The sequence below is a fragment of the Affinundibacterium nitidum genome, assembly GCF_014284155.1.
Classification (GTDB): domain Bacteria; phylum Pseudomonadota; class Gammaproteobacteria; order Burkholderiales; family Burkholderiaceae_D; genus Undibacterium; species Undibacterium nitidum.
Window position 1 is genome coordinate 1,199,805 of sequence record NZ_JACOFZ010000001.1, and the last position, 22,285, is coordinate 1,222,089.

17 protein-coding genes and 1 pseudogene are annotated in these 22,285 nt (G+C 48.2%); 12 read left to right on the forward strand and 6 right to left on the reverse strand.

All coding sequences use genetic code 11. The features are described from left to right. The first annotated feature begins 79 nt into the window (after positions 1-79). From xth to H8K36_RS05210, 6 genes are all read left to right on the forward strand, one after another. On the forward strand, positions 80-844 hold the full coding sequence (xth, locus tag H8K36_RS05190) for an exodeoxyribonuclease III (protein ID WP_186914761.1): 765 nt from the start codon (positions 80-82) through the stop codon (positions 842-844). A 567-nt stretch (positions 845-1,411) separates the two neighbouring features. After that, a complete protein-coding gene (locus H8K36_RS05195; RefSeq protein WP_186914760.1) occupies positions 1,412-2,296 on the forward strand; it encodes an HDOD domain-containing protein in 885 nt (294 codons plus the stop codon). A 151-nt stretch (positions 2,297-2,447) separates the two neighbouring features. Further along, on the forward strand, positions 2,448-2,870 hold the full coding sequence (locus H8K36_RS05200) for an SxtJ family membrane protein (protein WP_186914759.1): 423 nt from the start codon (positions 2,448-2,450) through the stop codon (positions 2,868-2,870). A 111-nt stretch (positions 2,871-2,981) separates the two neighbouring features. After that, positions 2,982-3,131 carry a DUF5989 family protein gene (locus H8K36_RS19150; protein ID WP_230404292.1) on the forward strand — a complete coding sequence of 50 codons (150 nt, stop codon included), beginning with the start codon at positions 2,982-2,984 and terminating at the stop codon, positions 3,129-3,131. 6 nt (positions 3,132-3,137) lie between these two features. After that, the gene (locus H8K36_RS05205) at positions 3,138-4,973 is read left to right on the forward strand and encodes a carbamoyltransferase family protein (protein ID WP_186914758.1); all 1,836 of its coding nucleotides are present in this window, start codon (positions 3,138-3,140) and stop codon (positions 4,971-4,973) included. Between the two features lie 12 nt (positions 4,974-4,985). Then, on the forward strand, positions 4,986-6,185 hold the full coding sequence (locus tag H8K36_RS05210; protein ID WP_186914757.1) for a hypothetical protein: 1,200 nt from the start codon (positions 4,986-4,988) through the stop codon (positions 6,183-6,185). Positions 6,186-6,245: 60 nt separating this feature from the next. On the opposite strand, the pseudogene H8K36_RS05215 reads toward H8K36_RS05210, so the two are convergent. The 5 genes and pseudogenes from H8K36_RS05215 to prpB form a co-directional block, all read right to left on the reverse strand. Further along, positions 6,246-8,180, reverse strand: a pseudogene (locus H8K36_RS05215) (propionate--CoA ligase); the annotation flags it as partial. 634 nt (positions 8,181-8,814) lie between these two features. Then, complete coding sequence (gene prpF, locus H8K36_RS05220) at positions 8,815-9,999, reverse strand: 2-methylaconitate cis-trans isomerase PrpF (RefSeq protein ID WP_186914756.1); 1,185 nt, start codon at positions 9,997-9,999, stop codon at positions 8,815-8,817. A 155-nt stretch (positions 10,000-10,154) separates the two neighbouring features. Next, on the reverse strand, positions 10,155-12,749 hold the full coding sequence (gene acnD / locus H8K36_RS05225) for a Fe/S-dependent 2-methylisocitrate dehydratase AcnD (protein WP_186914755.1): 2,595 nt from the start codon (positions 12,747-12,749) through the stop codon (positions 10,155-10,157). Between the two features lie 184 nt (positions 12,750-12,933). Further along, positions 12,934-14,088, reverse strand: coding sequence for a bifunctional 2-methylcitrate synthase/citrate synthase (gene prpC / locus H8K36_RS05230; RefSeq protein WP_186914754.1), 1,155 nt, complete (start codon positions 14,086-14,088; stop codon positions 12,934-12,936). Positions 14,089-14,128: 40 nt separating this feature from the next. Next, entirely contained in the window at positions 14,129-15,019 is an 891-nt protein-coding gene (prpB, locus tag H8K36_RS05235) for a methylisocitrate lyase (protein WP_186914753.1), read from the reverse strand. Between the two features lie 285 nt (positions 15,020-15,304). On the opposite strand from prpB, the gene prpR reads away from it, so the two are divergent. The 4 genes from prpR (at position 15,305) to H8K36_RS05255 (ending at position 19,007) form a co-directional block, all read left to right on the forward strand. Next, complete coding sequence (gene prpR, locus H8K36_RS05240) at positions 15,305-16,918, forward strand: propionate catabolism operon regulatory protein PrpR (RefSeq protein ID WP_186915718.1); 1,614 nt, start codon at positions 15,305-15,307, stop codon at positions 16,916-16,918. A 108-nt stretch (positions 16,919-17,026) separates the two neighbouring features. After that, a complete protein-coding gene (locus H8K36_RS05245) occupies positions 17,027-17,410 on the forward strand; it encodes a response regulator transcription factor (RefSeq protein ID WP_186914752.1) in 384 nt (127 codons plus the stop codon). Beyond that, the gene (locus H8K36_RS05250; RefSeq protein WP_186914751.1) at positions 17,407-18,021 is read left to right on the forward strand and encodes a chemotaxis protein CheX; all 615 of its coding nucleotides are present in this window, start codon (positions 17,407-17,409) and stop codon (positions 18,019-18,021) included. The genes H8K36_RS05245 and H8K36_RS05250 overlap by 4 nt, the downstream gene beginning before the upstream one ends. After that, the gene (locus H8K36_RS05255; protein WP_186914750.1) at positions 18,018-19,007 is read left to right on the forward strand and encodes a GGDEF domain-containing protein; all 990 of its coding nucleotides are present in this window, start codon (positions 18,018-18,020) and stop codon (positions 19,005-19,007) included. The genes H8K36_RS05250 and H8K36_RS05255 overlap by 4 nt, the downstream gene beginning before the upstream one ends. Before the next feature lie 65 nt (positions 19,008-19,072). On the opposite strand, the gene H8K36_RS05260 is transcribed toward H8K36_RS05255, so the two are convergent. Next, positions 19,073-19,861 carry a substrate-binding periplasmic protein gene (locus H8K36_RS05260; RefSeq protein WP_186914749.1) on the reverse strand — a complete coding sequence of 263 codons (789 nt, stop codon included), beginning with the start codon at positions 19,859-19,861 and terminating at the stop codon, positions 19,073-19,075. A gap of 301 nt (positions 19,862-20,162) precedes the next feature. Between H8K36_RS05260 and H8K36_RS05265 the strand changes: the two genes are divergently transcribed. Beyond that, on the forward strand, positions 20,163-21,464 hold the full coding sequence (locus H8K36_RS05265; RefSeq protein ID WP_230404293.1) for a metal-dependent hydrolase family protein: 1,302 nt from the start codon (positions 20,163-20,165) through the stop codon (positions 21,462-21,464). A 75-nt stretch (positions 21,465-21,539) separates the two neighbouring features. After that, a complete protein-coding gene (locus tag H8K36_RS05270; protein ID WP_186914748.1) occupies positions 21,540-22,247 on the forward strand; it encodes a DUF6445 family protein in 708 nt (235 codons plus the stop codon). Positions 22,248-22,285 lie beyond the last annotated feature (38 nt).

Sequence of the window (22,285 nt, forward strand, 5' to 3'; positions counted from 1 at the left end):
TCTTATAGCGCGGCATTTTTAACTAGATGGCTCCTCCATACAGTTGAAGTCAGCCCCAAACGAAAGAAAGCAAACTGCAATGAAACTTGTCACTTGGAATGTTAACTCTCTCAAAGTACGCTTGCCTCAAGTTTTGCAATGGCTGGAAACAAATCCAGTCGATGTCCTGTGCATACAAGAAACTAAGCTTACAGATGACAAGTTTCCACAGGCTGAAATTGAAGCCGCGGGATATCACGTCGCTTTCACGGGGCAAAAAACTTACAACGGTGTTGCGATTCTGTCTCGTCATGCGATTACCGAAGTACAAAAAAATAATCCATTGTTTGAAGATGAACAGCAACGGATTATCGCGGCGACGATTGAAGGCATGCGTATCGTCTGCGCTTATGTACCAAACGGCCAGGCTTTAGACTCTGAAAAATATCCTTACAAACTGAGCTGGCTAGCCGCTCTGCGCGAATGGATCGAAAGCGAAATGGGGAAATATCCAGAGCTCGCTTTGCTCGGCGACTACAATATCGCACCTGACGATCGCGATGTGCACGACCCTGCAGCATGGGAAGGCATGAATTTAGTATCACCACCAGAACGCGCTGCCTTTCAAGCCTTGCTCGACCTCGGTTTAAGCGACAGCTTCCGTCAATTCGAGCAGCCAGAAAAAACCTTTAGTTGGTGGGATTATCGTCAGCTGGGCTTCCGCTTAAACAAGGGTGTGCGCATTGATCACGTTTTGCTATCGGCCCCTTTAGCCAAACGCTGTACGTCTTGTGTGGTGGATCGTGTTCCTCGCAAGTGGGAACAACCATCTGACCATGCGCCAGTGATCGCCACTTTAGATTAAGTCTCTTCCAGCAATGCACTTGCATCCCAAACTTCGACGTATTTGGCAGGCCTGCACCCGAGTCTGCCTTTTATGCGCAGTTTGGCGTTTCATACGACACCATCCTCGGCTCGGCATCAAAACAAAATCTCCCACCAAGGCTCCAGAGCATCTGCCACGGCGTGGAAAATAGAGCTCAAGAGGATCACTCTTACAACATCAACATCTATCCTTTCCTATCGATCTTGATCCAAGATTGTTTGCATTACGACATTTTTTTAATTTCAAAAATGCAACAGTGAGCAAAATACAAAACAAGGCTCTCAAAAGTAAAAATAAATTTCCATGCAGAAAGGTTTTCTGCTACATTGATATTTAAGGATTTTTAACAATTACTCGAAATGATTTCGCTGGTCTGAGCCCGATACCATTCACTAGCTCGACATCGAAAGGCAACAAGCTTCAAATAAGACGTGAGGAAAAAACGCGCCTAGTCAGCTATACCGGCAAGCGCCCAGGCAGCCGTCTCCTGTTTAACAGCAGACGCTCAATGTTCGATTCTTTTTTTATTCGGAGTAAGGCTCTGTGATGAACAAGACTCAAGCTTTAAGTTTGCTGGTGGAACAGGCACTTCGTGGTGATCTCGTTTTTTCCGCTAGCGTTGCGACTTCTCTTCGCGTACAAGAAGCGATTAATGTCGAGGACTGCTCACTTGATACGGCAAGCAAAATCATCCTGAATGAACCTTTACTCGCAGCGAAAGTCGTGGCAGTCGCCAATAGTGCTGCCTATAAGCGATCAACAAGTGAGGTAGCCAATGTGCGCTCCGCGATTGCGCGCCTCGGTTTCAAAACTTTACGTGCTTTGGTCGCTTCGCTCGTCGTGCGACAGATTGCTGGAGCGAGTAAGAATCCTGTCATCCGCGCCAAGATCAACCAACTATGGGAACACTCGGCACAAGTTGCTGCATTGGCTCAAATCTTAGCTCGACGAGTCACCAAGCTTGACCCAGATACCGCGATGTTCGCCGGTATCGTGCATGAAGTTGGTGGGTTTTATCTTTTATCGAGAGCAGAAGAATTTCCCTGCCTACTTGAACCTGATGACCTCTCCGGCGCCGAAGATGATGAAAATTTCGACGCCTTGGGCGAAGCTGGCACCGAAGAGCGCTCGCAGGAGTCCATCATCGGGCGAGCGGTGCTCAAAGACCTCAACCTGCCATCTGAAGTTACGAGTGCCTTAGAGGGATTATGGTATGGATTACGTGCCATGCCACCCGAAAACCTTGGCGATACTATCTTACTTGCCAATGAATTGGCTCGCACCGTTTCTCCTTTAGATACCCGTACAGATAACGAGAGCAATCGCTGCGAATCAGACATCAATTTTGTCGTGGGCGAAGGTAGCCTACAAGGCATACTCGAAGAATCGGAAGATGAAGTTAGGACTTTGTCGGCTGCATTGATTATTTAAAGAAAGCACTAGACAAAGTCGCAGGGGGCTGTGGGGAATCATTCCCAAGCCCCCTGTTCTTTTTTGCGCGACTTCTGCTGCTGCAAATATTCAGCATTGATGCCTTTGATATGCGATACTTCGGGAAATGAACACATCGAGAAATCGAACCATGAACGAAGTAAAGCCAACGGCAAAAAAAACAGAACCAGAGATGTCAACAGACCGTAATTTCGGCCTAGTGATGTGCGGATTTTTTACAATTCTTGCACTTTTACCGCTACGAAATCATGAACCGATGCGCTTATGGGCCTTAATTCCGGCAGCATTATTCTTGATTTTCGCCCTTGTTGCGCCGAAAGCCTTGCATCAACTCAATCGTGCTTGGATGCATTTCGGCGAGTTGCTATCCAAACTCGTCAGTCCGGTTGCTATGGGGCTTGTATTCTTTATCGCGATCACGCCTTTCGCCCTGGTCATGCGTCTATTTGGCAAAAGGCCTTTGGACTTGTCCATCGACCGTTCGGCTAAAAGCTATTGGAAGCCAAGAACTCCACCTGGACCTGCGCCAGAATCCATGAAAGACCAGTTCTAAGACGATAAACGGGTGCGATTTACGACACCCATTAGTGTTAGAATCGCACAAATTTAGCGCTACCCAAATAAATCAAAAGCGCTCGTTTTCATAGCCCTGAGGACTTCAATTTTGTCTTTCTTAAAAGAACTTTTCGCCTTTCTCAAAGCTAGAAAAAAATTCTGGCTAGTTCCGATTTTGCTCATCATGGCAATGCTCGGTGCATTAATTGTGCTCGCACAAGGCAGCGCCATTGCGCCATTCATCTATACCTTATTCTAAGATCACATGATTGTTGTCGGCATCTCCGCGTATTACCACGATAGTGCAGCGGCACTGATTCGTGATGGCGTCATTGTCGCAGCGGCGCAGGAAGAGCGCTTTACGCGCAAAAAACACGATCCTGCTTTCCCGAAACAGGCGCTCGAATATTGCCTAAGTGCTGCTGGCATTAGCATAGACCAAGTCGATCATGTCGCCTTCTACGACAAACCCTTCTTAAAGTTCGAACGCTTACTTGAAACCTATTTGGCTTTTGCGCCTAGAGGATTTTCTTCTTTTCGTCTTGCGTTGCCAGTGTGGCTCAGAGAAAAATTATTTCTCAAAAGTTTGTTAGCCAAAGAACTGAAAGCCTTTTCAGCGAATATTGATTGGGAAAGTAAACTGCTTTTTGGCGAACATCATCAAAGCCATGCGGCCAGTGCATTTTTCCCTTCTCCCTTTGATGAGGCGGCAGTCTTGACCCTTGACGGTGTTGGTGAATGGGCGACAAGTTCACTGGCCATCGGCCGCGGCAAGAAACTCGAAGTCATCAAAGAAATTCATTTCCCGCACTCACTTGGTTTGCTGTATTCCGCATTCACCTACCATCTTGGTTTTAAAGTGAATTCGGGCGAATACAAAGTGATGGGTTTAGCACCCTATGGCACACCACGCTTTACTGATCAAATTTTTGAACATCTGATGGATGTCAAAGACGACGGTTCATTCCGTCTCGACATGAAATACTTCGATTACTGCGCTGGCTTGACGATGACCAATGATCATTTCAGCCAGTTATTTAATCTGCCGGTCCGAAAATCAGAAGACGCGTTGACCCAAGTTCATATGGACATGGCAGCCTCATTACAAGCTGCCACTGAAACAGTGGTTTTAAAGTTAGCCGCAGCTATCGCGCAAGAAACGGGCATGAAGAACCTCTGCCTTGCTGGCGGCGTCGCCCTAAATTGCGTCGCCAATGGCAAACTTTTCAAGCAAGGTACATTTGAAAAAATTTGGGTACAACCTGCGGCAGGCGACGCGGGTGGCGCATTGGGTGCGGCATTGGCGGCCTACCATGGATATTTAGATCTGCCCCGTGAATCCTGCACCAGTTACGACCGTATGCAAGGAAGTTATCTCGGCCCACAATTTGAACAGAGTGAGATTGAAAGACGCCTCAAGGCAGCGGGGGCTCAGTTTGAAATCCTGAGCGATGAAGCACTGATCGAAGCTTGCGCTAGCGATTTAGATCGAGGCCACGCGCTTGGTTGGTTCCAAGGGCGTATGGAATTTGGGCCACGTGCCCTTGGTGGTCGTTCAATTTTAGGTGATGCCCGCTCGGCCTCTATGCAAAGCACCTTAAATCTGAAAGTAAAATTTCGCGAATCTTTCCGTCCATTTGCGCCAGCAGTGTTGAGGGAAGATGTGCAAAACTGGTTCGACTATGATGCTGATAGCCCATACATGTTGATGGTCGCTGAAGTGCATTCCAGCAAACGCATCGCGGTACCAGAAGCAGAAAAAGCTTTGTTCGGTATTGAAAAACTGAAGGTCGCGAGATCAGAAATTCCGGCGGTCACGCACGTCGACTATTCAGCACGCATCCAAACGGTAACAGCCGATACCAATCCAAAATATCATCAACTGTTAAGCCAATTCAAAGCGAAAACCGGCTGTCCAGTCTTGGTCAACACCAGCTTCAACGTGCGTGGCGAACCCATCGTCAATACACCCGAAGAAGCCTTCAAATGCTTCATGGGCACCGACATCGAACGCCTGGCGATAGGCAATTGCTACCTTCGCAAAGAGCGGCAAGATCCTGCACTGAAGATCAGTTATGAAAATGCTTTCGAGCTCGATTAAGAGAATGGCCCTATGAAGTCGATTAAAAACTTGTCCCTATCTCTGGTGACGATCGTCATCGTTCTGGCCATCGTTGAACTTGCCTTACATCTAGCGAATTTTCCAGCCTCACCTCAAGCAGGTTGGAAGTGGGATCAAAGCCCGTACCGTGGCGTCATGAATCAAGACGATAAACAAACTAATCAACTTGGATTACGCGGACAAAAAATTGAATACAGCGACAAGGACTTTGTCGTTCTATTGGTGGGTGACTCGCAAACTGAGGCAGGTACACAAACCGCAGATCAAATTCCAGAAATCAAACTGCAACAAGCCTTGCGAGACGAATTAGCAACGCAAAACGTCAAAGTGTTTTCGATTGCCTCAGCTGGCTGGGGACAAGACCAACAGCTGGTATGGCTGAAAAAATACTTTGAGCAATTTCGTGCCGATGCCGTCGTAGTATGGACCACACCGGTGAATGATTACTGGGAAAATACTTTCATCGATCGTAGTGTGACCACCGAAGCAGGCAAGCTCAAACCAACTTTCGCGTTTGATGGTGAAAAACTCAAAACCATGATGCCTGCACCGCGCGAAATCAAGCTCAGAAATTTATTGGCGCTTGCTTTAGGCCAAAAGGTCAACGATAAGAAACCATCGATTGAACAAGTCTATTTGAATCGTTGGTTACGTGGTCTACCATCGAACCAACGTGAGGCAACGACAGCCGCGAGCTGCCCAACGGCTAGCGTCAAAGAACAAGAAGTAATCGAAGCCTACCGCCAAGGAGGCCGCGCTTATACTTTATTGACGGAAGAAGATGTAGAAAACAGCCGCAGTCATTTTTCTCCCTTCCTAAAAAACCATTCTCCGCGAGACGACTATTCGATCGGTATCACTCATCGTTTATTTGAAGAATTGGCGACTATTAGTCAGCAGAATAAGGCGTCCTTCAATATCTTGCACACGTATAGAAATGACTTAGATGCGGCCTTCCGCGAAATCAAATGTGTCAAGAACACGAAGACCAATACTTACTTTGAATATGATGGTTCAGATTGGCTACGCTATCTGAAGTCTTCGCCTTTATCTACTTATCTCATCGCACTCGACATCCGCAGTGAACAAGCTCTCAACGTGAGTCCGGGTGACTGGCATTTTGGCGAGGCAGGAAATACCTTGGCCATGCAAGAATTAGCAAAGGTCTTAGTAAAAAACAAAAAGCACTAAACTGATGGCCATAAAAAAGGACTGCTGTTGCAGTCCTTTTTTTACGAACATGAAATGGTTTCAAGCAGATACTGCTGCCTTAATTTGCTGCAAAGACATCGGGTCTTCAATGGTCGTCAAATCTCCCGCATCTCTCCCCTCACATACCGCCTGAATCGAACGACGCAACAACTTACCTGATCGCGTCTTCGGCAGCATAGCCACAAAATACACGCGAGATGGTCGCGCCACAGCACCGAGTTGCTTATCAACGACGGCCATGACTTCAGCTTCTAAAGTTTTTGCAAGCTCAGGTGTCGCCGCACGTTCTGGGTTTTTAATGATGGCAAAAGCAACTGCGACTTGGCCCTTCAATTTATCTTCGACTCCAACCACAGCGACTTCAGAAATTTGTGGATGACTCGAAATGCTTTCTTCAATCTCACGCGTACCTAAACGATGTCCAGCGACATTAATAACATCATCGGTACGGCCCAAGATAAAGTAGTAACCATCTTCATCGCGAATACCCCAGTCGAAAGTGGAATACAACTGTTCGTGAGCGAAATTAGACCAATAGGTTTGCACGAAGCGTTGATCATCGCCATATACGGTTTGCATGCAACCTGGGGGCAAAGGCCCTTTGATTGCGACCACACCTTTTTCATTTGGACCACAAACCGCGCCTGTACCTTCATTGATGATGGTGACGTTGTAGCCATACATCGCAATACCAGGACTGCCGAGGCGTGTGTCTTTGTGTTCAACGCCACGTGCGACCGACAAGATAGGCCAACCAGTTTCAGTCTGCCAGTAATTATCAATAATTGGCACACCCAATTCAGTGGCGATCCAATTTGACGTAGTTTCATCGAGTGGTTCACCCGCTAAGTACAAAGCTTTGAGGGAAGAAATATCATACTTCTTCATCAATTCCACCGGATGCTTCTTCAGCACGCGCACCGCAGTGGGCGCTGAGAACATGCGCGTTACTTTGTATTTTTCAACGATACTCCACCATACGCCGGCATCAGGGCGTATCGGCGTACCCTCGTACATAATCGTCGCCATACCAGCAATCAAGGGGCCGTAAACAATGTAGGAATGCCCTACCACCCAGCCAATATCAGAAGTGGCAAAGTAAGTTTCACCTGCATTACCGCAGAAAATATGTTTCATCGAGGATGCCAAGGCCACCGCATAACCACCAACGTCACGCTGCACACCTTTGGGCTTGCCAGTGGTGCCCGAGGTGTAGAGCACGTAGGACATTTCATTCGATTCAAGCCAAGTGACCGGCACTTGGGTATTGAGATGTTGTTCACGCAAAGCCGTGTAATCCACATCGCGCCCAGCAACATTATTCATCGCATCCAAACCACGATTGACTAAGAGCACTTTCGCGGGCTTGTATTCAGCGAGTTGAATTGCTTCATCCAACAAAGGTTTGTAAGGCACTGCCTTACCACCGCGCATCCCGGCGTCGGCAGACACCACCAATACAGGTTTAGCATCATCGATACGCGTTGCTAAACTCTTAGAGGCGAAGCCGCCGAACACCACGGAATGCACAGCACCGATGCGAGCACACGCCAACATGGCAAATGCTGCTTCGGCAATCATGGGCATATAGATTAAGACTCTATCGCCCTTCTTGACTCCGAGTTCCAACATCATCGCTGCCATGCGCTGCACTTCCACATGCAGTTCAGCGAAGCTATAGGTTTTCTCGGAATTGGTTTCAGTCGAAATGGCGATCAATGCCGCCTTATCCGACTGTGTCTCCAACCAACGATCAATCGCGTTATAACAAAGATTGGTTTCCCCACCGACAAACCATTTGGCGAATGGCGGTTTGCTGTGATCGAGCACTTGAGTATAGGGTTTGTGCCAACTGATGAGTTGGGCTTGCTGATCCCAGAAAGTGGCGGGATCTTGAATTGAGGCTTGATAAAAATCTTGGTAGTTCATGGTGTCTCCAGTTTTTATAGCGTTTTGGTTTGAATTCTGTTTGGCGTTTCTTTGATTGTTATTTGTTTTGCTTAATCGCCTTTTGTACTACATCAAGTTTGTGTTTTGATTCCTATGTGGGTCTTTCAACTTCTACGGTCCAACAACGTTCTCTGGCCGGGTGTGGCCCGGCGGCCAGTTACCTTTTTTGCTTCGCCAAAAAAGGTAACCCAAAAAAGGCGATCACGCTGCCACTGCCCTTCGGGTTCCCAATTGTGCAAGACAAAAATGGGGAGAGTCAGAAACTCGCCTTCGGCTCAGACAGCAAAGCTTTCTTTTCCATTTTCTGTCCGGCACAAATGGCAGTGCCAGATGCGAGAAAATCAAAACATACATGCTCAACGGCCAGCAATTAGGTACTAAATTTATCTTACACAGCTTGAGTGCCGGCTTTGCCGTTCCGCTTCTAAATCGCCAATGGTGCGCAACAGAAAATGGATTAAGAAAGTGTTGATGTCTGAGCGTAGCGAGTTGCAACACTTTCCCATTTTTTGTTGGGCAACATTGGGCACCCGAAGGGCGATTTAGTGCGGTCGCCTTTTTTGGGTTACCTTTTTTGGCGAGACAAAAAAGGTAACTGGCTGTCGGGCCACCCCCGACCAACAGACCTCAGATCAACCGAACAAGTAAATCAAAAACCTCAAAAACAATCACCCGGCACCCTAACAAACCCCTCCATCAAAACCCGTGCACTTCGACTCATACTCGCCTTCTTCACAACCCATTCCCCTTCCACCAACTGCGCCTCAGCGCCAACGCGCAAGGTGCCTGATGGATGGCCGAAACGAACTGCAGAGCGTTCTCCTCCGCCTGCCGCCAAACTAACTAAAGTGCCAGGAATCGCAGCTGCTGTGCCGATGGCAACTGCCGCCGTACCCATCATCGCGTGATGCAATTTCCCCATAGACAAAGCACGCACACACAAATCAATTTCGTTTGCATGCACTTGTTTTCCGCTCGACGAAACATAGTCCAAAGGCTTAGCAACAAAAGCGACTTTCGGCGTGTGTTGACGTTTTGCTGCTTCATCGATGTGTTTAATCAAACCCATGCGCACCGCTCCGTATGCTCGAATAGTTTCGAACTTCGCTAAAGCCGCGGTGTCACTATTGATCGCGTCTTGCAATTCCGTGCCGGTATAGCCAATTTCTTCTGCGTTCACAAAAATAGTTGGGATGCCGGCGTTGATCATGGTCGCTTTTAAAGTGCCGATACCTGGCACTTCCAAATCGTCGACCAGATTCCCGGTTGGGAACATAGCCCCCCCAGCACCCTCTTCTTCAGCCGCTGGATCCATAAATTCGAGTTGAACTTCAGCGGCAGGAAAGGTGACACCATCAAGTTCAAAGTCGCCTGTCTCTTGTACTTCGCCATTGGTCATAGGTACATGCGCAATAATCGTCTTGGCGATATTCGCCTGCCAGATGCGTACGATGGCAATACCGTTTTGCAGCACATTGTCGACCAAACCCATGCTAATCGCGCACGAACCGACAGCAGCAGAAAGATTGCCGCAATTGCCGCTCCAATCGACGAAAGCTTTATCGATGGCGACTTGGCCAAACAAATAATCAACATCGTGATCGGGTTTGCTACTCTTCGCCAGCAATACTGTTTTCGAGGTACTTGAAGTGGCGCCGCCCATACCGTCGATTTGTTTGCCGTAAGGGTCTGGGCTGCCGATGACACGCAATAACAAGGCATCGCGCGCCGCGCCAGGTTGTTGTGCTGCCGCTGGCAAATCCTGCACGCGGAAAAATACACCTTTGCTGGTGCCGCCGCGCATGTAGACAGCGGGAATTTTGATTTGGGCTGGGTGGGACATTGTTTTCCTTACTATCTCAATTTCTTGTACAGAGTCAGCTACATGGCTGAGCGTGTTAGCCGTCGCTCCTGCGAAGGCAGAAGCCCAGCGTCTTTAGTTCTACAACCAAGGCCACTGGATTCCTGCTTTCGCACGAAAGACCATCATCTACTTGTTCAAGCGGACTTCGTCGACGCCAAAAAGTCTTGCGCAAAACGCTGCAACACCCCGCCAGCTTCGTAAATCGACACTTCTTCCGCTGTATCTAAACGACAGGTCATTGGCACCTCTAAGCGTTCACCATTTTTGCGATGTATGACTAAAGTCAAAGTCGCGCGTGGAGTCCGCTCGCCAATCACGTCATAGGTTTCGGTACCATCTAATCCTAAAGTCAAACGATTCACGCCCGCTTTAAATTCGAGTGGCAATACACCCATGCCAATCAAGTTGGTGCGGTGGATACGTTCAAAACCTTCGGCCGCAATCACTTCGACGCCCGCCAAACGTACTCCCTTCGCTGCCCAATCGCGTGAAGAGCCTTGACCGTAATCAGCACCGGCAACAATGATCAATGGTTGTTTACGTTCCATGTAGGTTTCAATCGCCTCCCACATGCGAGTGACTTTGCCTTCCGGTTCAATGCGGGCTAAAGAGCCTGCTTTGATTTTGCCGTCGGCGTCGCGCACCATTTCATTCTTCAAGGTTGGGTTAGCGAAAGTCGCACGTTGTGCGGTCAGATGATCGCCACGATGGGTTGCGTAAGAGTTGAAATCTTCTTCAGGTAAGCCCATTTTCGCCAAGTATTCACCAGCCGCACTATCGAGCATGATCGCATTTGAAGGCGACAAGTGATCGGTCGTAATGTTGTCACCCAAGACCGCCAAAGGACGCATGCCTTTCATGGTACGCTCGCCGGCCAACGCACCTTCCCAGTAGGGCGGACGACGGATGTAGGTCGAAGGTGCGCGCCAATCGTACAGAGGTGGCACACTAGCCGCTTGTTCGGTTGAAATCGCAAACATAGGTTCATACACTTTGCGGAACATCTCTGGCTTGACGCTAGACTTGACGATAGCGTCGATTTCTTCGTCGCTAGGCCAGATATCTTTCAAGCGAATTTCTTTACCATCGACGACCGTCAATACATCTTTTTCGATATCGAAACGGATCGTGCCAGCAATCGCATAAGCGACGACCAAGGGAGGTGATGCCAAGAACGCTTGTTTCGCATACGGATGGATACGGCCATCGAAATTGCGGTTACCGGACAATACGGCGGTCGCATACAAATCGCGGTCAATAATTTCTTGCTGGATCAAGGGATCCAAAGCGCCAGACATACCGTTACAGGACGTACAAGCGTAAGCAACTACACCGAAGCCAAGTGCCTCGAGATCTTGCATCAAACCTGCTTCTTCCAAATACAAAGTTACCGCTTTAGAGCCAGGAGCCAAAGAAGATTTGACCCATGGTTTACGCGTTAAGCCGAGGCGATTTGCATTACGTGCCAGCAAACCTGCTGCAATCACATTGCGTGGGTTGGAGGTATTGGTGCAGCTCGTAATCGCCGCAATAATCACTGCGCCATCAGGCATTTGCCCAGGGACCTTATCCCAAGCGGCAGCAATACCTTTTGCGGCCAAATCTGCAGTGGCGACACGTGCATGCGGATTCGATGGGCCAGCCATGTTACGCACTACGCTAGACAAATCAAACTGCAAGACGCGTTCGTATTCGGCTGTCACCAGAGAATCAGACCACAAGCCTGACACTTTGGCGTAAGTTTCAACCAAAGCGACTTGCGCATCTTCACGACCTGTCAATTTCAAATAATCGATGGTTTGCTGATCAATACTAAACATCGCCGCCGTTGCACCATACTCTGGCGCCATATTAGAAATCGTCGCACGATCGCCTAGCGTCAAGGCTGCGGCGCCTGTACCGTAGAATTCAAGATAGGCACCCACTACTTTGGATTTGCGCAAGAATTCTGTAAGCGCCAAGACAATGTCAGTGGCAGTGATGCCTGGTTGCGGTTTTCCGCTGAGTTCAACACCGATGATGTCGGGCAAACGCATCCACGATGCACGGCCGAGCATGACGTTTTCGGCTTCCAAGCCACCTACACCAATCGCGATGACACCGAGTGCATCGACGTGCGGCGTATGGCTATCGGTACCGACCAAAGTGTCGGGAAATGCCACGCCATTTTGACTGTGTACCACGGGTGACATGCGCTCCAAATTAATTTGGTGCATGATGCCATTGCCTGGTGGGATCACATCGACGTTTTTGAATGCTAATTTGGTCCAGTTAATGAAATGGAAGCGATCTTCATTGCGTCGATCTTCAATCGCACGATTCTTTTCAAACGCCTGCGGATCGAAACCGCCGCATTCTACGGCGAGAGAGTGATCAACGATGAGCTGCACCGGCACCACAGGATTAACTTGCGCAGGATCGCCACCTTGATCGGCAATCGCGTCACGCAAACCGGCCAAATCAACCAAGGCTGTTTGACCCAAAATATCATGGCACACCACACGTGCAGGGAACCACGGAAAATCCAATTCACGTTTACGCTCAATCAACTGCTTCAAAGAGTCCGTCAAGCTCGTCGGATCACAACGACGCACCAAGTTCTCAGCCAAAACGCGTGAGGTGTAAGGCAGTTTGGCATAAGCACCCGCCTCAATTGCCTCAACCGCTTCGCGCGCATCGAAATAGTCCAGTGAGGTACCGGGAAGATTTTTACGGAATTGTGTGTTCATTCGTTGTTCCTTTTTTTGTTATTGCTAGCTCAGCAGAATCTAGATCACGGCTGCTGCATTGGATCGTTTAGAAAATCCGTAGTCGGGATGCAGCGCTAGGCGGCAAACGCAGCAATATGTCGATATTGCGAGTATTGCCAACAACGCGATGCGCCCGAATACGGGTTTTAAAAATGATCCAAAATTATTTGCGATCTTTTAATGGCACAAACGCCAAATCCTCAGGTCCCACATAATTCGCGCTCGGACGAATAATCTTGTTATCGATACGTTGTTCGATGATGTGTGCAGACCAGCCCGAAGTACGTGCGATGACGAACAATGGTGTGAACATCGCGGTTGGCACACCCATCACGTGGTAAGACACAGCAGAGAACCAATCCAAGTTCGGGAACATTTTCTTGATGTCCCACATCACTGTTTCTAAACGCTCAGCGATATCATACATCTTGGTCGAACCCGCTTCGACCGACAAAGTACGTGCGACTTCTTTAATGACTTTGTTACGTGGATCAGAAACCGTGTACACAGGGTGACCAAAACCAATCACCACTTCTTTGTTTTCAACGCGGCGTTTGATATCAGCTTCTGCTTCGTCAGGATTGTCGTAACGTTTTTGAATTTCAAACGCCACTTCGTTCGCACCACCATGCTTTGGACCACGCAAAGCACCGATCGCACCGGTGATGGCGGAATGAATATCGGAACCTGTACCGGCAATTACGCGGCTAGTAAATGTCGAAGCATTAAACTCGTGTTCTGCGTACAAAATCAAGGAAGTGTGCATCGCACGTACCCATGATGCTTGTGGTTTTTCGCCATGCAAGAGATGCAGGAAATGGCCGCCGATAGAATCATCATCGGTTTCGACATCGATACGTTTGCCGTTATGGCTGAAGTGGTACCAGTACAAGAGCATAGAACCAAACGACGCCATCAAGCGATCAGCGATATCGCGTGCGCCTGGCACATTGTGATCATCTTTCTCTGGCAAAGTGCAGCCCAGGACCGACACGCCAGTACGCATCACATCCATAGGATGAGAAGAAGCAGGCAATGCTTCCAATGCCGCTTTCAAATTGGCTGGCAAGCCGCGCAATGCCTTGAGTTTCGCTTTATAGGCGGCGAGTTCTGCCACGTTTGGCAATTTACCATGCACTAACAAATGCGCGATTTCTTCGAATTCGCAATTATCTGCCACGTCCAAAATATCGTAACCACGATAATGCAAATCGTTACCTGTTTTACCCACGCTGCACAGCGCAGTATTACCGGCAGCAACGCCAGACAAAGCAACGGATTTTTTTGGTTTGAATGTTGGGTTTTCTTGTGTGGTCATGTTATTTCTCCGAAAATTTGTTCAATCTATTTTTTGCCGATTACTTCGCTTTTTGTTGCGCAAACAAGGCGTCTAATTTTTGTTCAAAGTCGTGGTAGTTGATGCGCTCATAGAGTTCCATGCGCGTTTGCATCGTATCGACCACATTCTTTTGTGTGCCATCACGACGGATAGCGGTGTAGACGTTTTCTGCCGCTTTATTCATGGCGCGGAAAGCGCTCAATGGGTAGAGCACTAAACCGACATCAGCAGACGCTAACTCTTCTACTGTGTAGAGTGGAGTCGATCCAAATTCTGTGATGTTGGCGAGAATAGGCACTTTGACTGCACTGGCGAATTGTTTATACATCGCCAGCTCAGTAATCGCTTCTGGGAAAATCATGTCTGCGCCAGCTTCTACGCAAGCTAAAGCGCGATCTATCGCAGCGTCCAAACCTTCCACTGCCAGCGCATCGGTACGCGCCATGATGACGAAGTTGTCATCCGTACGCGCATCGACAGCGGCTTTGACGCGATCGACCATTTCTTGTTTGCTGACGATTTCTTTACCTGGGCGATGTCCACAACGCTTAGCACCGACTTGATCTTCAATATGCATAGCTGCCGCGCCGAACTTAATCATGGATTTGACTGTGCGCGCGACGTTGAATGCCGATGAACCAAAACCTGTATCCACGTCGACCAATAATGGCAGATCGCAGACGTCGGTAATACGACGGACATCAGTCAACACATCGTCCAAATTAGAAATACCAAGATCAGGCAAACCCAAAGAACCAGCAGCCACGCCGCCGCCTGACAAATAGATGGCTTTGAAACCAGCACGTTTTGCCAACAAAGCATGATTGGCATTGATTGCACCGACCACTTGCAGTGGGGACTCTTCTTGCATCGCCTTACGGAAGGCTGCACCTGCGGAATATTGAGACATGTTCTGTTCCTTTTTAGTTGGATGCAGCCTCTATTGCAAAGCGCGTGCCAACTTGCTGGCCAGCAGCATCGTTTCCGCACACATTCTCAACAAATCAAGGACTTAGACCTATGCCAGTGGAAAATTAACTGGAGTAAAACATTTGGGTATTTCACCAATACGTTTCAAATGCGTTTCAAAATCGTTTCAATTTAAGCGAATTTGAAACGTAAAACGCTTGAATTTGAAACACAGATGAAACATACTGTGCAACATGCTCCCACCTTTGATTATTTATTCGGCAACATGATTAAGCATCCACCCGCATCGCGCGACCCGCAAGACAAACCCATCATATGGACAGTGTCGATCTCGCGCCTGTTCGACCTCTTCCGCGACATCATGGTCGAATATGACGCCACTGCCGAAATCGAGCCGATTCATCTTGGCTTTGAAGAAGCGGCTCAGGTATTGCGAGAACGTTTGCAAACGGAGCGTTGTGACGCCGTGATTGCCGCCGGCTCAAACGGGGCCTATCTCAAGAACCGTCTACCTGTACCGGTCGTGATCGCCAAGGCCAGTGGCTTTGATGTGATGCAGGCCTTAGCCCGCGCACGTAAAGTCAGCCCGGATATTGCCATCGTCACTTACCAAGAGACCATGCCAGAACTCGCTGACTTCAAGGCGACCTTTGGTTTTGATGTCGAACAACGCACTTATGTCACAGAAGAAGACGCCAAGGCGCAGATTAGTGAACTGAAAGCGATGGGCATCAAAGCGATTGTCGGTGCGGGTCTGATTACCGACCTCGCCGAAGAAGCTGGCTTGACCGGCATCTTCATGTATTCGGCTGGCTCCATCCGCCAAGCCTTTGACGATGCCATTGAGATCGCTCGCCTGACTCGCTTAGAAGCGTCACGCGGGCGTCAACAATCGAGTCTTGAATTACGTGCTCGGCACAGTATCAAAGATCTTCGTGGTGAATCGGATGCCATGCTGGAAGTGCGTCAGAACGTGATGCTATTTGCACGCTCGCCCGCCACCGTCTTAATTCAAGGCGAAACTGGCACCGGTAAGGAATTGGCAGCACAAGCCATCCATCGTGAAAGCGCACGAGCACGACAAGCCTTTGTCGCTGTCAATTGCGGCGCCATCGCCGAATCCTTGCTGGAATCTGAACTGTTCGGCTACGAAGAAGGTGCATTTACGGGCTCACGCCGAGGGGGCCATGCAGGCTTATTCGAGGCCGCCCATCGCGGCACCCTCTTCCTCGATGAGATTGGTGAAATGCCGCTGAGTTTGCAAACGCGCTTACTACGTGTATTGGAAGAACGCGAAGTTGTCAGGGTCGGTGGTGTGCGCCCTATTCCTGTCGACGTACGCATCATTTCGGCGACCCATTGCGATCTCGACCAACGCATCAAGGAAGGTCGTTTCCGCGCTGACCTGTTTTATCGTTTGGCTGTCTTGCGCTTGCGACTACCTGCACTACGCGAACGTCCTAGTGATATCGTTGAACTGGCCCAATGGTGTTTAAAACATGCGAGTGCTGCGATGGGAAGCCGCCCCCATCCCAATCTGCAAGTGGAAGTGGAACATTGTCGCCCACTGCTGCAAAGTTATACTTGGCCTGGCAACGTACGTGAATTACGCAATGCGATGGAGCGAGTCGCGCTCTCATTGTCGGTCACACCATTGCAAGCCATTACGCCTAGTTTATTGGGTCGTCTCGTCCCAGAGTTAAATTCAACAAACGCGCAAAGTGATGTGAAAATAGCCACTCAAGTTGAGGAAATTGCGCCCGCAGAGCCGTCTTTGGAAGAGCAGCTTGCGCACTTTCAAAACAACAGAGAAATGTTGGCAAAACACTTAGGCATCAGTAGAACAACGCTTTGGCGTAAGCTACGTAACAAAAAATAACAAATTTAGCGCCATAATTTACGTGTAAATGGCAGAATTCGCCTCCGAATCATGGGCATCAGGTAGAATACTTTTTGTCCGTCACACTGGCCAGCGAGAACAGCATTCATGGATACCAAAACACCTGCAAAAAAGCTTTTGATCGTCGACGACAGCAAAGTCTCCCGTATGGTGATTCGCGCGCGCGTCAAAGTTTTACAGCCTGAATGGGAAATTCTAGAGGCAAGTAATGGTGATGAAGGAATTGTACTAGCTCTGGAGCACCAACCCGATTTCTGCACTATGGATATCAACATGCCTGGCATTCTCGGGACCGATGCGGCCGAGCATATTTTGCAAAAAATTCCAAGTCTACGGCTGGTGATTTTCTCTGCTAATATCCAAGAAACTTTTCAAGAGCGTACAGCGTCAATGGGCGCTTTGTTTGTGGCGAAACCAGTCACTGAAAAGTCTATCGCTGAAGCATTGCGCTACTTCATGGATGCCAAGTGAATACTTTATCTGAACTCCACTTAGATGCTTTAGTCGAAGTTTTTAACGTCGGCGCCGGTCGTGCGGCCGCCAGCTTAAGCGAGATTGTTGGCGATGAGGTTCGCTTATCCGTTCCTTCCATCGAGATCAAGAAATCATCCGAAGCCGATGCTAGCGTACTAGAACTCAACAGCAGCAAATTTGGCGTTGTGAGTCAAAATTTTTCCGGTCCATTCGAAGCACAGGCACTGTTACTATTTACCGAAAGTCACGCGCTCGAAATTGTTCGCGACATGATGGGCTCACAAATGAGCATCGAAGAAATCGCTGAATTTGAACAAGAAGCGATGTGTGAACTGGGAAATATCATCCTGAATGCCTGCCTGTCGGCAATGGCAGATATGCTGACAATTTCACTCGATAGCTCTCTTCCTAACTATAAGATCGCTAGCGTTGAAGATATATTCGCTGGACTGAACCAATCAGAAGATCAACCTTATCTTTTGCTTTTACACATTGATTTAGCCATTGAAAAACGACACTCTGAAGGACACTTGATCTTTCTTTTGAGCTCTATGTCATTGAAAAATTTAGTGATCCAGATTGAGCGCTTTTTGGGGACTATAGAATGAGTGCGGTTGAACTCTATCAGAATGCTATTTTTGACACCATTAATATGGGAATCTTCGTGGTGGACCACGAGGAAACGATATTGATGTGGAACGGATGGTTGGCGAAACATGCCCGAATTAGTCCAGAACAAGCAATCGGCAAACCGATTACCGAAACCTTCAGCAAAACGCCGAGCGCCGCTTTTATGGCTGCCCTGCGCAACACTTTACAATATGGTTTGCCTGCTGTTTTATCAAATGCCTTGCACCGTGCTCCTTTAGCACTCTATGGAGTCGATGACGACATCGCCGAACATTTACCGATTCATCAATCGATTACGATCACTGCGCTCAATACACCAGATGGTTCACGCTGTGCATTGATACAAATCACAGATTCAAGCACCTCGATCAAGCGCGAGAAAATGTTACGTTCACATTCGGAAACGCTGAAAAAAGATGCGACCACCGATATGTTGACTGGGCTCTACAATCGACGTTTCTTTGATGAGCACTACAAAATGGCGATAGGCCAAGCCATTCGGCAGAAACTGCCGATGACCATTTTCATGGTCGACATTGATTACTTCAAACAATATAACGACTACTATGGCCACCCAGCAGGTGATAAGGTACTGTATGCCGTTGCGCATACATTGAAGTCGCAGCTTGCAAGATCATCTGACATGATTGCCCGTTACGGTGGTGAAGAGTTCATCATGGTGCTGCCAAATATGCCTGCAGAAAATGGCATGCAGTTTGCAGAGAAATTGATCCAAGCGATCAGTGCACTCAACCTACCCCATCTCAAATCTAAGGCAGCTAAACACATCACGGTAAGCATAGGTTTGAGTACCTATGATCCAAGTCGTCATCGTGAGGTGACGGCGCTGATCGATGCGGCGGACACTGCACTTTACAAAGCAAAGCAACAAGGCCGCAACCGTGCTTCCTTCTTAGCTCTTGATACTTTGATTTCTCATCGAGTGGGTGCAACCATCGATTAGGTCGATTGGCATCGTTTTCCCGAGTCTGAGATCTGGATCAGGCCTCCAAAGTTAGACCGCTTAAGCTAATGGTAGCCTTTCAGCACCTTAGCCAACTCGCCACTTTTGGTGCCGCGATCGATCGCCTTATCAATTTTATCGATGACGTCAACAAATTTCCCTTGCGCGCTGGCGAAGTGCACCGTGTCGTAGAACATCGGCTTATCTGAGACGTCGAAACGTTTGTCTCGCAACTCGCGATCGCTGGCTTGTGCCACCAAGACCTTGTTTACATAGTCTTCAACTTCACGGCTTGTCTCCATCTGGCGCACTGGCCACAGCATAAGATCACTTCGTTTGGCGACGACCTTTTTGAAACGTGAAGCGATTGAAGCGGAATCTTCTTCGACCGTGAAGACAACGCCACGAGCTTGATCAAACTCTAAACCATGGCTAAATCCGCGACCAATGCTAATCACTTTCCCGCGCAAATCCTCAACACTTTGAAAATTTGGCTTTGGTTTTCCGTAGGTGATTGCCCAAACTTTTTCGGTAATGACAGCCTGCGAAAAATGAAACCGACGCAAACGCTCGACAGACTTCGAAAAACCATAAATGATTCCGTGTCCATTCTGCGTTTCAACCTGCGCCCGCTTCCAAGGCAAAATAATAGGCTCAAAGGTAAGGCCAGTTTCCTTTTCAAAGAAGCGAATGATTTCATGGACTTTCGCTTCGACGGGGATTTGGCGTCCTTGAGCATCAAGGTTCTCTTGTAAGAACAATTTAACAGTCGCCTTCTTCACCTCTTGAGCAAAGGCATTGAACGCATTCATGGAAAGGCAAACACACAAGAGCAAACTACGTAATCTAAACATAATTACAACACTTAATTTTCAGCAGACCGGAGTATCGCAGGCATTACATGTTTCCGCAAGAAAACTCCTTTACTTTCAATGACTTCCATAAAAATTTGATAATTTATAGTGATCAAAATTTAATAAAACTGAATTTTTCAACGTGTGCATTTGATCGAATCGAAAATAATTGATCGTTCTCACCCTCCCCTTAGCAATTTGTCTAAAAACCACACAAAAGCAAATATGCATCTTGGTTTCCAGATGAAGCCGAACGAAGTCGCTACAATCGACGCAACTTAAAATCAAACCGGAGACATCCATGATTATGCGAACTAGCGGTATTGCATTGGCAATCGCAGCTCTATCCATTTCTCAAGCCAGTTTTGCGCAAAGCACCGTAATTGACTGCGGTAAGTTACTTGATGTGAAAGCTGGAATCTGGAGGGAGAATGTCAGTATCACGGTTGAAAATAGACAAATCAAATCTGTAGGACCTATCGTCTCGGGTGAAAACCATATCGACCTCCGCAATTACGCTTGTCTTCCCGGTTTAATCGACATGCATGTGCATTTGACAGATGAAACCAAGCCACAAGTTGAACAATTTCGCGCAGCGCTCACACTTGACCCTGCAGACCTCGCTTTCCGTTCTATCAAGTTGGCAGAACGTACGCTAATGGCGGGCTTCACCACAGTACGCGATCTCGGTGCCTCAGACGGTTTGAACATCTCCTTAAAGCGCGCAATCGAAAACGGTGACGTGATCGGACCTCGGATGTTCACCGCAGGCAAGTCTATCGCCACGACTGGAGGACATGCAGATCCTAGCAATGGCCTGAATCGAAAATTGCGTTCAAGCTTAGGGCAACCTGGACCGGAAAATGGTGTGATCAATGGCATAGAAAGTGCGCGTGAAGCGATTCGTAGCCGATATCAAGAAGGTGCTGATCTCATCAAAATTACGGCAACAGCTGGTGTTTTAAGCCAAGCGGCGAGTGGCGACAATACCCAGTTTTCAGATGAAGAACTGCAAGCTATTATTGCGACCGCAAAAGATTATGGATTTCGTGTTGCTGCTCATGCACATGGAAATGAAGGGATCAAACGAGCCTTACGTGCAGGCATCGACTCTATCGAGCACGGAACCTATATGGACGACGAGGCGATTGAGCTCTTCAAGAAAAAAGGGGCATGGTACGTACCAACTATTTCAGCAGGAAAATTTGTTGCCGATAAAGCCAAAATCAATGACTACTACTCACCCTTGGTTCAGCCTAAAGCCGCAGCAATTGGTCCTCGCATTCAATCGACTTTTGCGCGGGCCTACAAGGCTGGTGTGAAAATCGCCTTTGGTACTGATGCCGGCGTATTTCCGCATGGCGACAATGCAAAAGAATTCACCTACATGGTAGAAGCGGGAATGTCCCCATTAGCAGCCATTCGTAGCGCAACAATCAGTGCGGCAGATCTTCTCAATCAAAGTCAACGTTTAGGACAACTTGAGACGGGCTTCGCTGCCGACTTAATCGCGGTCAAAGGCGATCCATTGAAAGATGTTAAGGTACTTGAACAAGTTCAGTTCGTTATGAAAGACGGCAAAGTGTTTAAGAAAACACCTTAATTTTTTCAATTGTTGCTCAGGCGCTTTTCGATCGTCCTTCCATTAACTCTGTTTCGTGTCACGTTTAATTTTTTTATGTTACCTCTACCTGGCCCAGAAGTCGTTTTACCCGCTATTCCTGCAATTGCACCAAAACTGCCCTACGAAAAATTAGAGCATGGCAAAAATTATTGGATTGTCGATGATGTGCTACCGAACGCGGCAGCGATCGCAGAGCGTTGTTTTAGTCGTGAAAAGTGGGAATATGGTTCACCCTATCAACCCGAGAGTTGGCCAGGGATGCGTTTTCATGGCGCACTGAATCAAGAGGAATTAGCGCATATTGAAGAGACTGTGAAACGTCTGACTGGAAAAAACAAACTGTGGACAGAACAGCCACCAGGTGGGCTGCGGCTTGATTGTAATGTCGCGCAGCTGGTTGGCGCTGGTGAGACCACGCCACATCCGCATACTGATAGCAGACGTCTGTGCCGTTATGCCTGCGTTATTTATCTGAGCCCAAATCCACCGCCGAATTCTGGAACCAGTTTTTGCAGGCTACGTTACCCGAACGGGGCAATCGGCGGCAATATTGTCGAGGCGCCCAATAATAATTTGGTCGATGCGTTGAAAGTCAGAGCCTTACCGATTCAAGCTTGGTATGAAGATATGCGTGTCGAGAATGTGTTCAATCGCATGATCTTATACAAAGCAAACTTAGTTCATTGCGCCACTGGTTACTTCGGCAAAGAACTAAGAGAAAAACGTTTAACAACCGTTTTCTTTTGGATGGCAGAAGACTAAACGCTCGGGTGTGAGTCGTTCGAAATATTGCAGCAAAA

Excerpts from the sequence above, each read along its gene's own strand:
- xth (WP_186914761.1), top strand. The coding sequence starts at position 80 with ATGAAACTTGTCACTTGGAATGTTAACTCTCTCAAAGTACGCTTGCCT.
- H8K36_RS05195 (WP_186914760.1), top strand. The coding sequence starts at position 1,412 with ATGAACAAGACTCAAGCTTTAAGTTTGCTGGTGGAACAGGCACTTCGT.
- H8K36_RS05200 (WP_186914759.1), top strand. The coding sequence starts at position 2,448 with ATGAACGAAGTAAAGCCAACGGCAAAAAAAACAGAACCAGAGATGTCA.
- H8K36_RS05205 (WP_186914758.1), top strand. The coding sequence starts at position 3,138 with ATGATTGTTGTCGGCATCTCCGCGTATTACCACGATAGTGCAGCGGCA.
- H8K36_RS05210 (WP_186914757.1), top strand. The coding sequence starts at position 4,986 with ATGAAGTCGATTAAAAACTTGTCCCTATCTCTGGTGACGATCGTCATC.
- prpF (WP_186914756.1), bottom strand. The coding sequence starts at position 9,999 with ATGTCCCACCCAGCCCAAATCAAAATTCCCGCTGTCTACATGCGCGGC.
- acnD (WP_186914755.1), bottom strand. The coding sequence starts at position 12,749 with ATGAACACACAATTCCGTAAAAATCTTCCCGGTACCTCACTGGACTAT.
- prpC (WP_186914754.1), bottom strand. The coding sequence starts at position 14,088 with ATGACCACACAAGAAAACCCAACATTCAAACCAAAAAAATCCGTTGCT.
- prpB (WP_186914753.1), bottom strand. The coding sequence starts at position 15,019 with ATGTCTCAATATTCCGCAGGTGCAGCCTTCCGTAAGGCGATGCAAGAA.
- prpR (WP_186915718.1), top strand. The coding sequence starts at position 15,305 with ATGATTAAGCATCCACCCGCATCGCGCGACCCGCAAGACAAACCCATC.
- H8K36_RS05245 (WP_186914752.1), top strand. The coding sequence starts at position 17,027 with ATGGATACCAAAACACCTGCAAAAAAGCTTTTGATCGTCGACGACAGC.
- H8K36_RS05255 (WP_186914750.1), top strand. The coding sequence starts at position 18,018 with ATGAGTGCGGTTGAACTCTATCAGAATGCTATTTTTGACACCATTAAT.
- H8K36_RS05260 (WP_186914749.1), bottom strand. The coding sequence starts at position 19,861 with ATGTTTAGATTACGTAGTTTGCTCTTGTGTGTTTGCCTTTCCATGAAT.
- H8K36_RS05265 (WP_230404293.1), top strand. The coding sequence starts at position 20,163 with ATGATTATGCGAACTAGCGGTATTGCATTGGCAATCGCAGCTCTATCC.
- H8K36_RS05270 (WP_186914748.1), top strand. The coding sequence starts at position 21,540 with ATGTTACCTCTACCTGGCCCAGAAGTCGTTTTACCCGCTATTCCTGCA.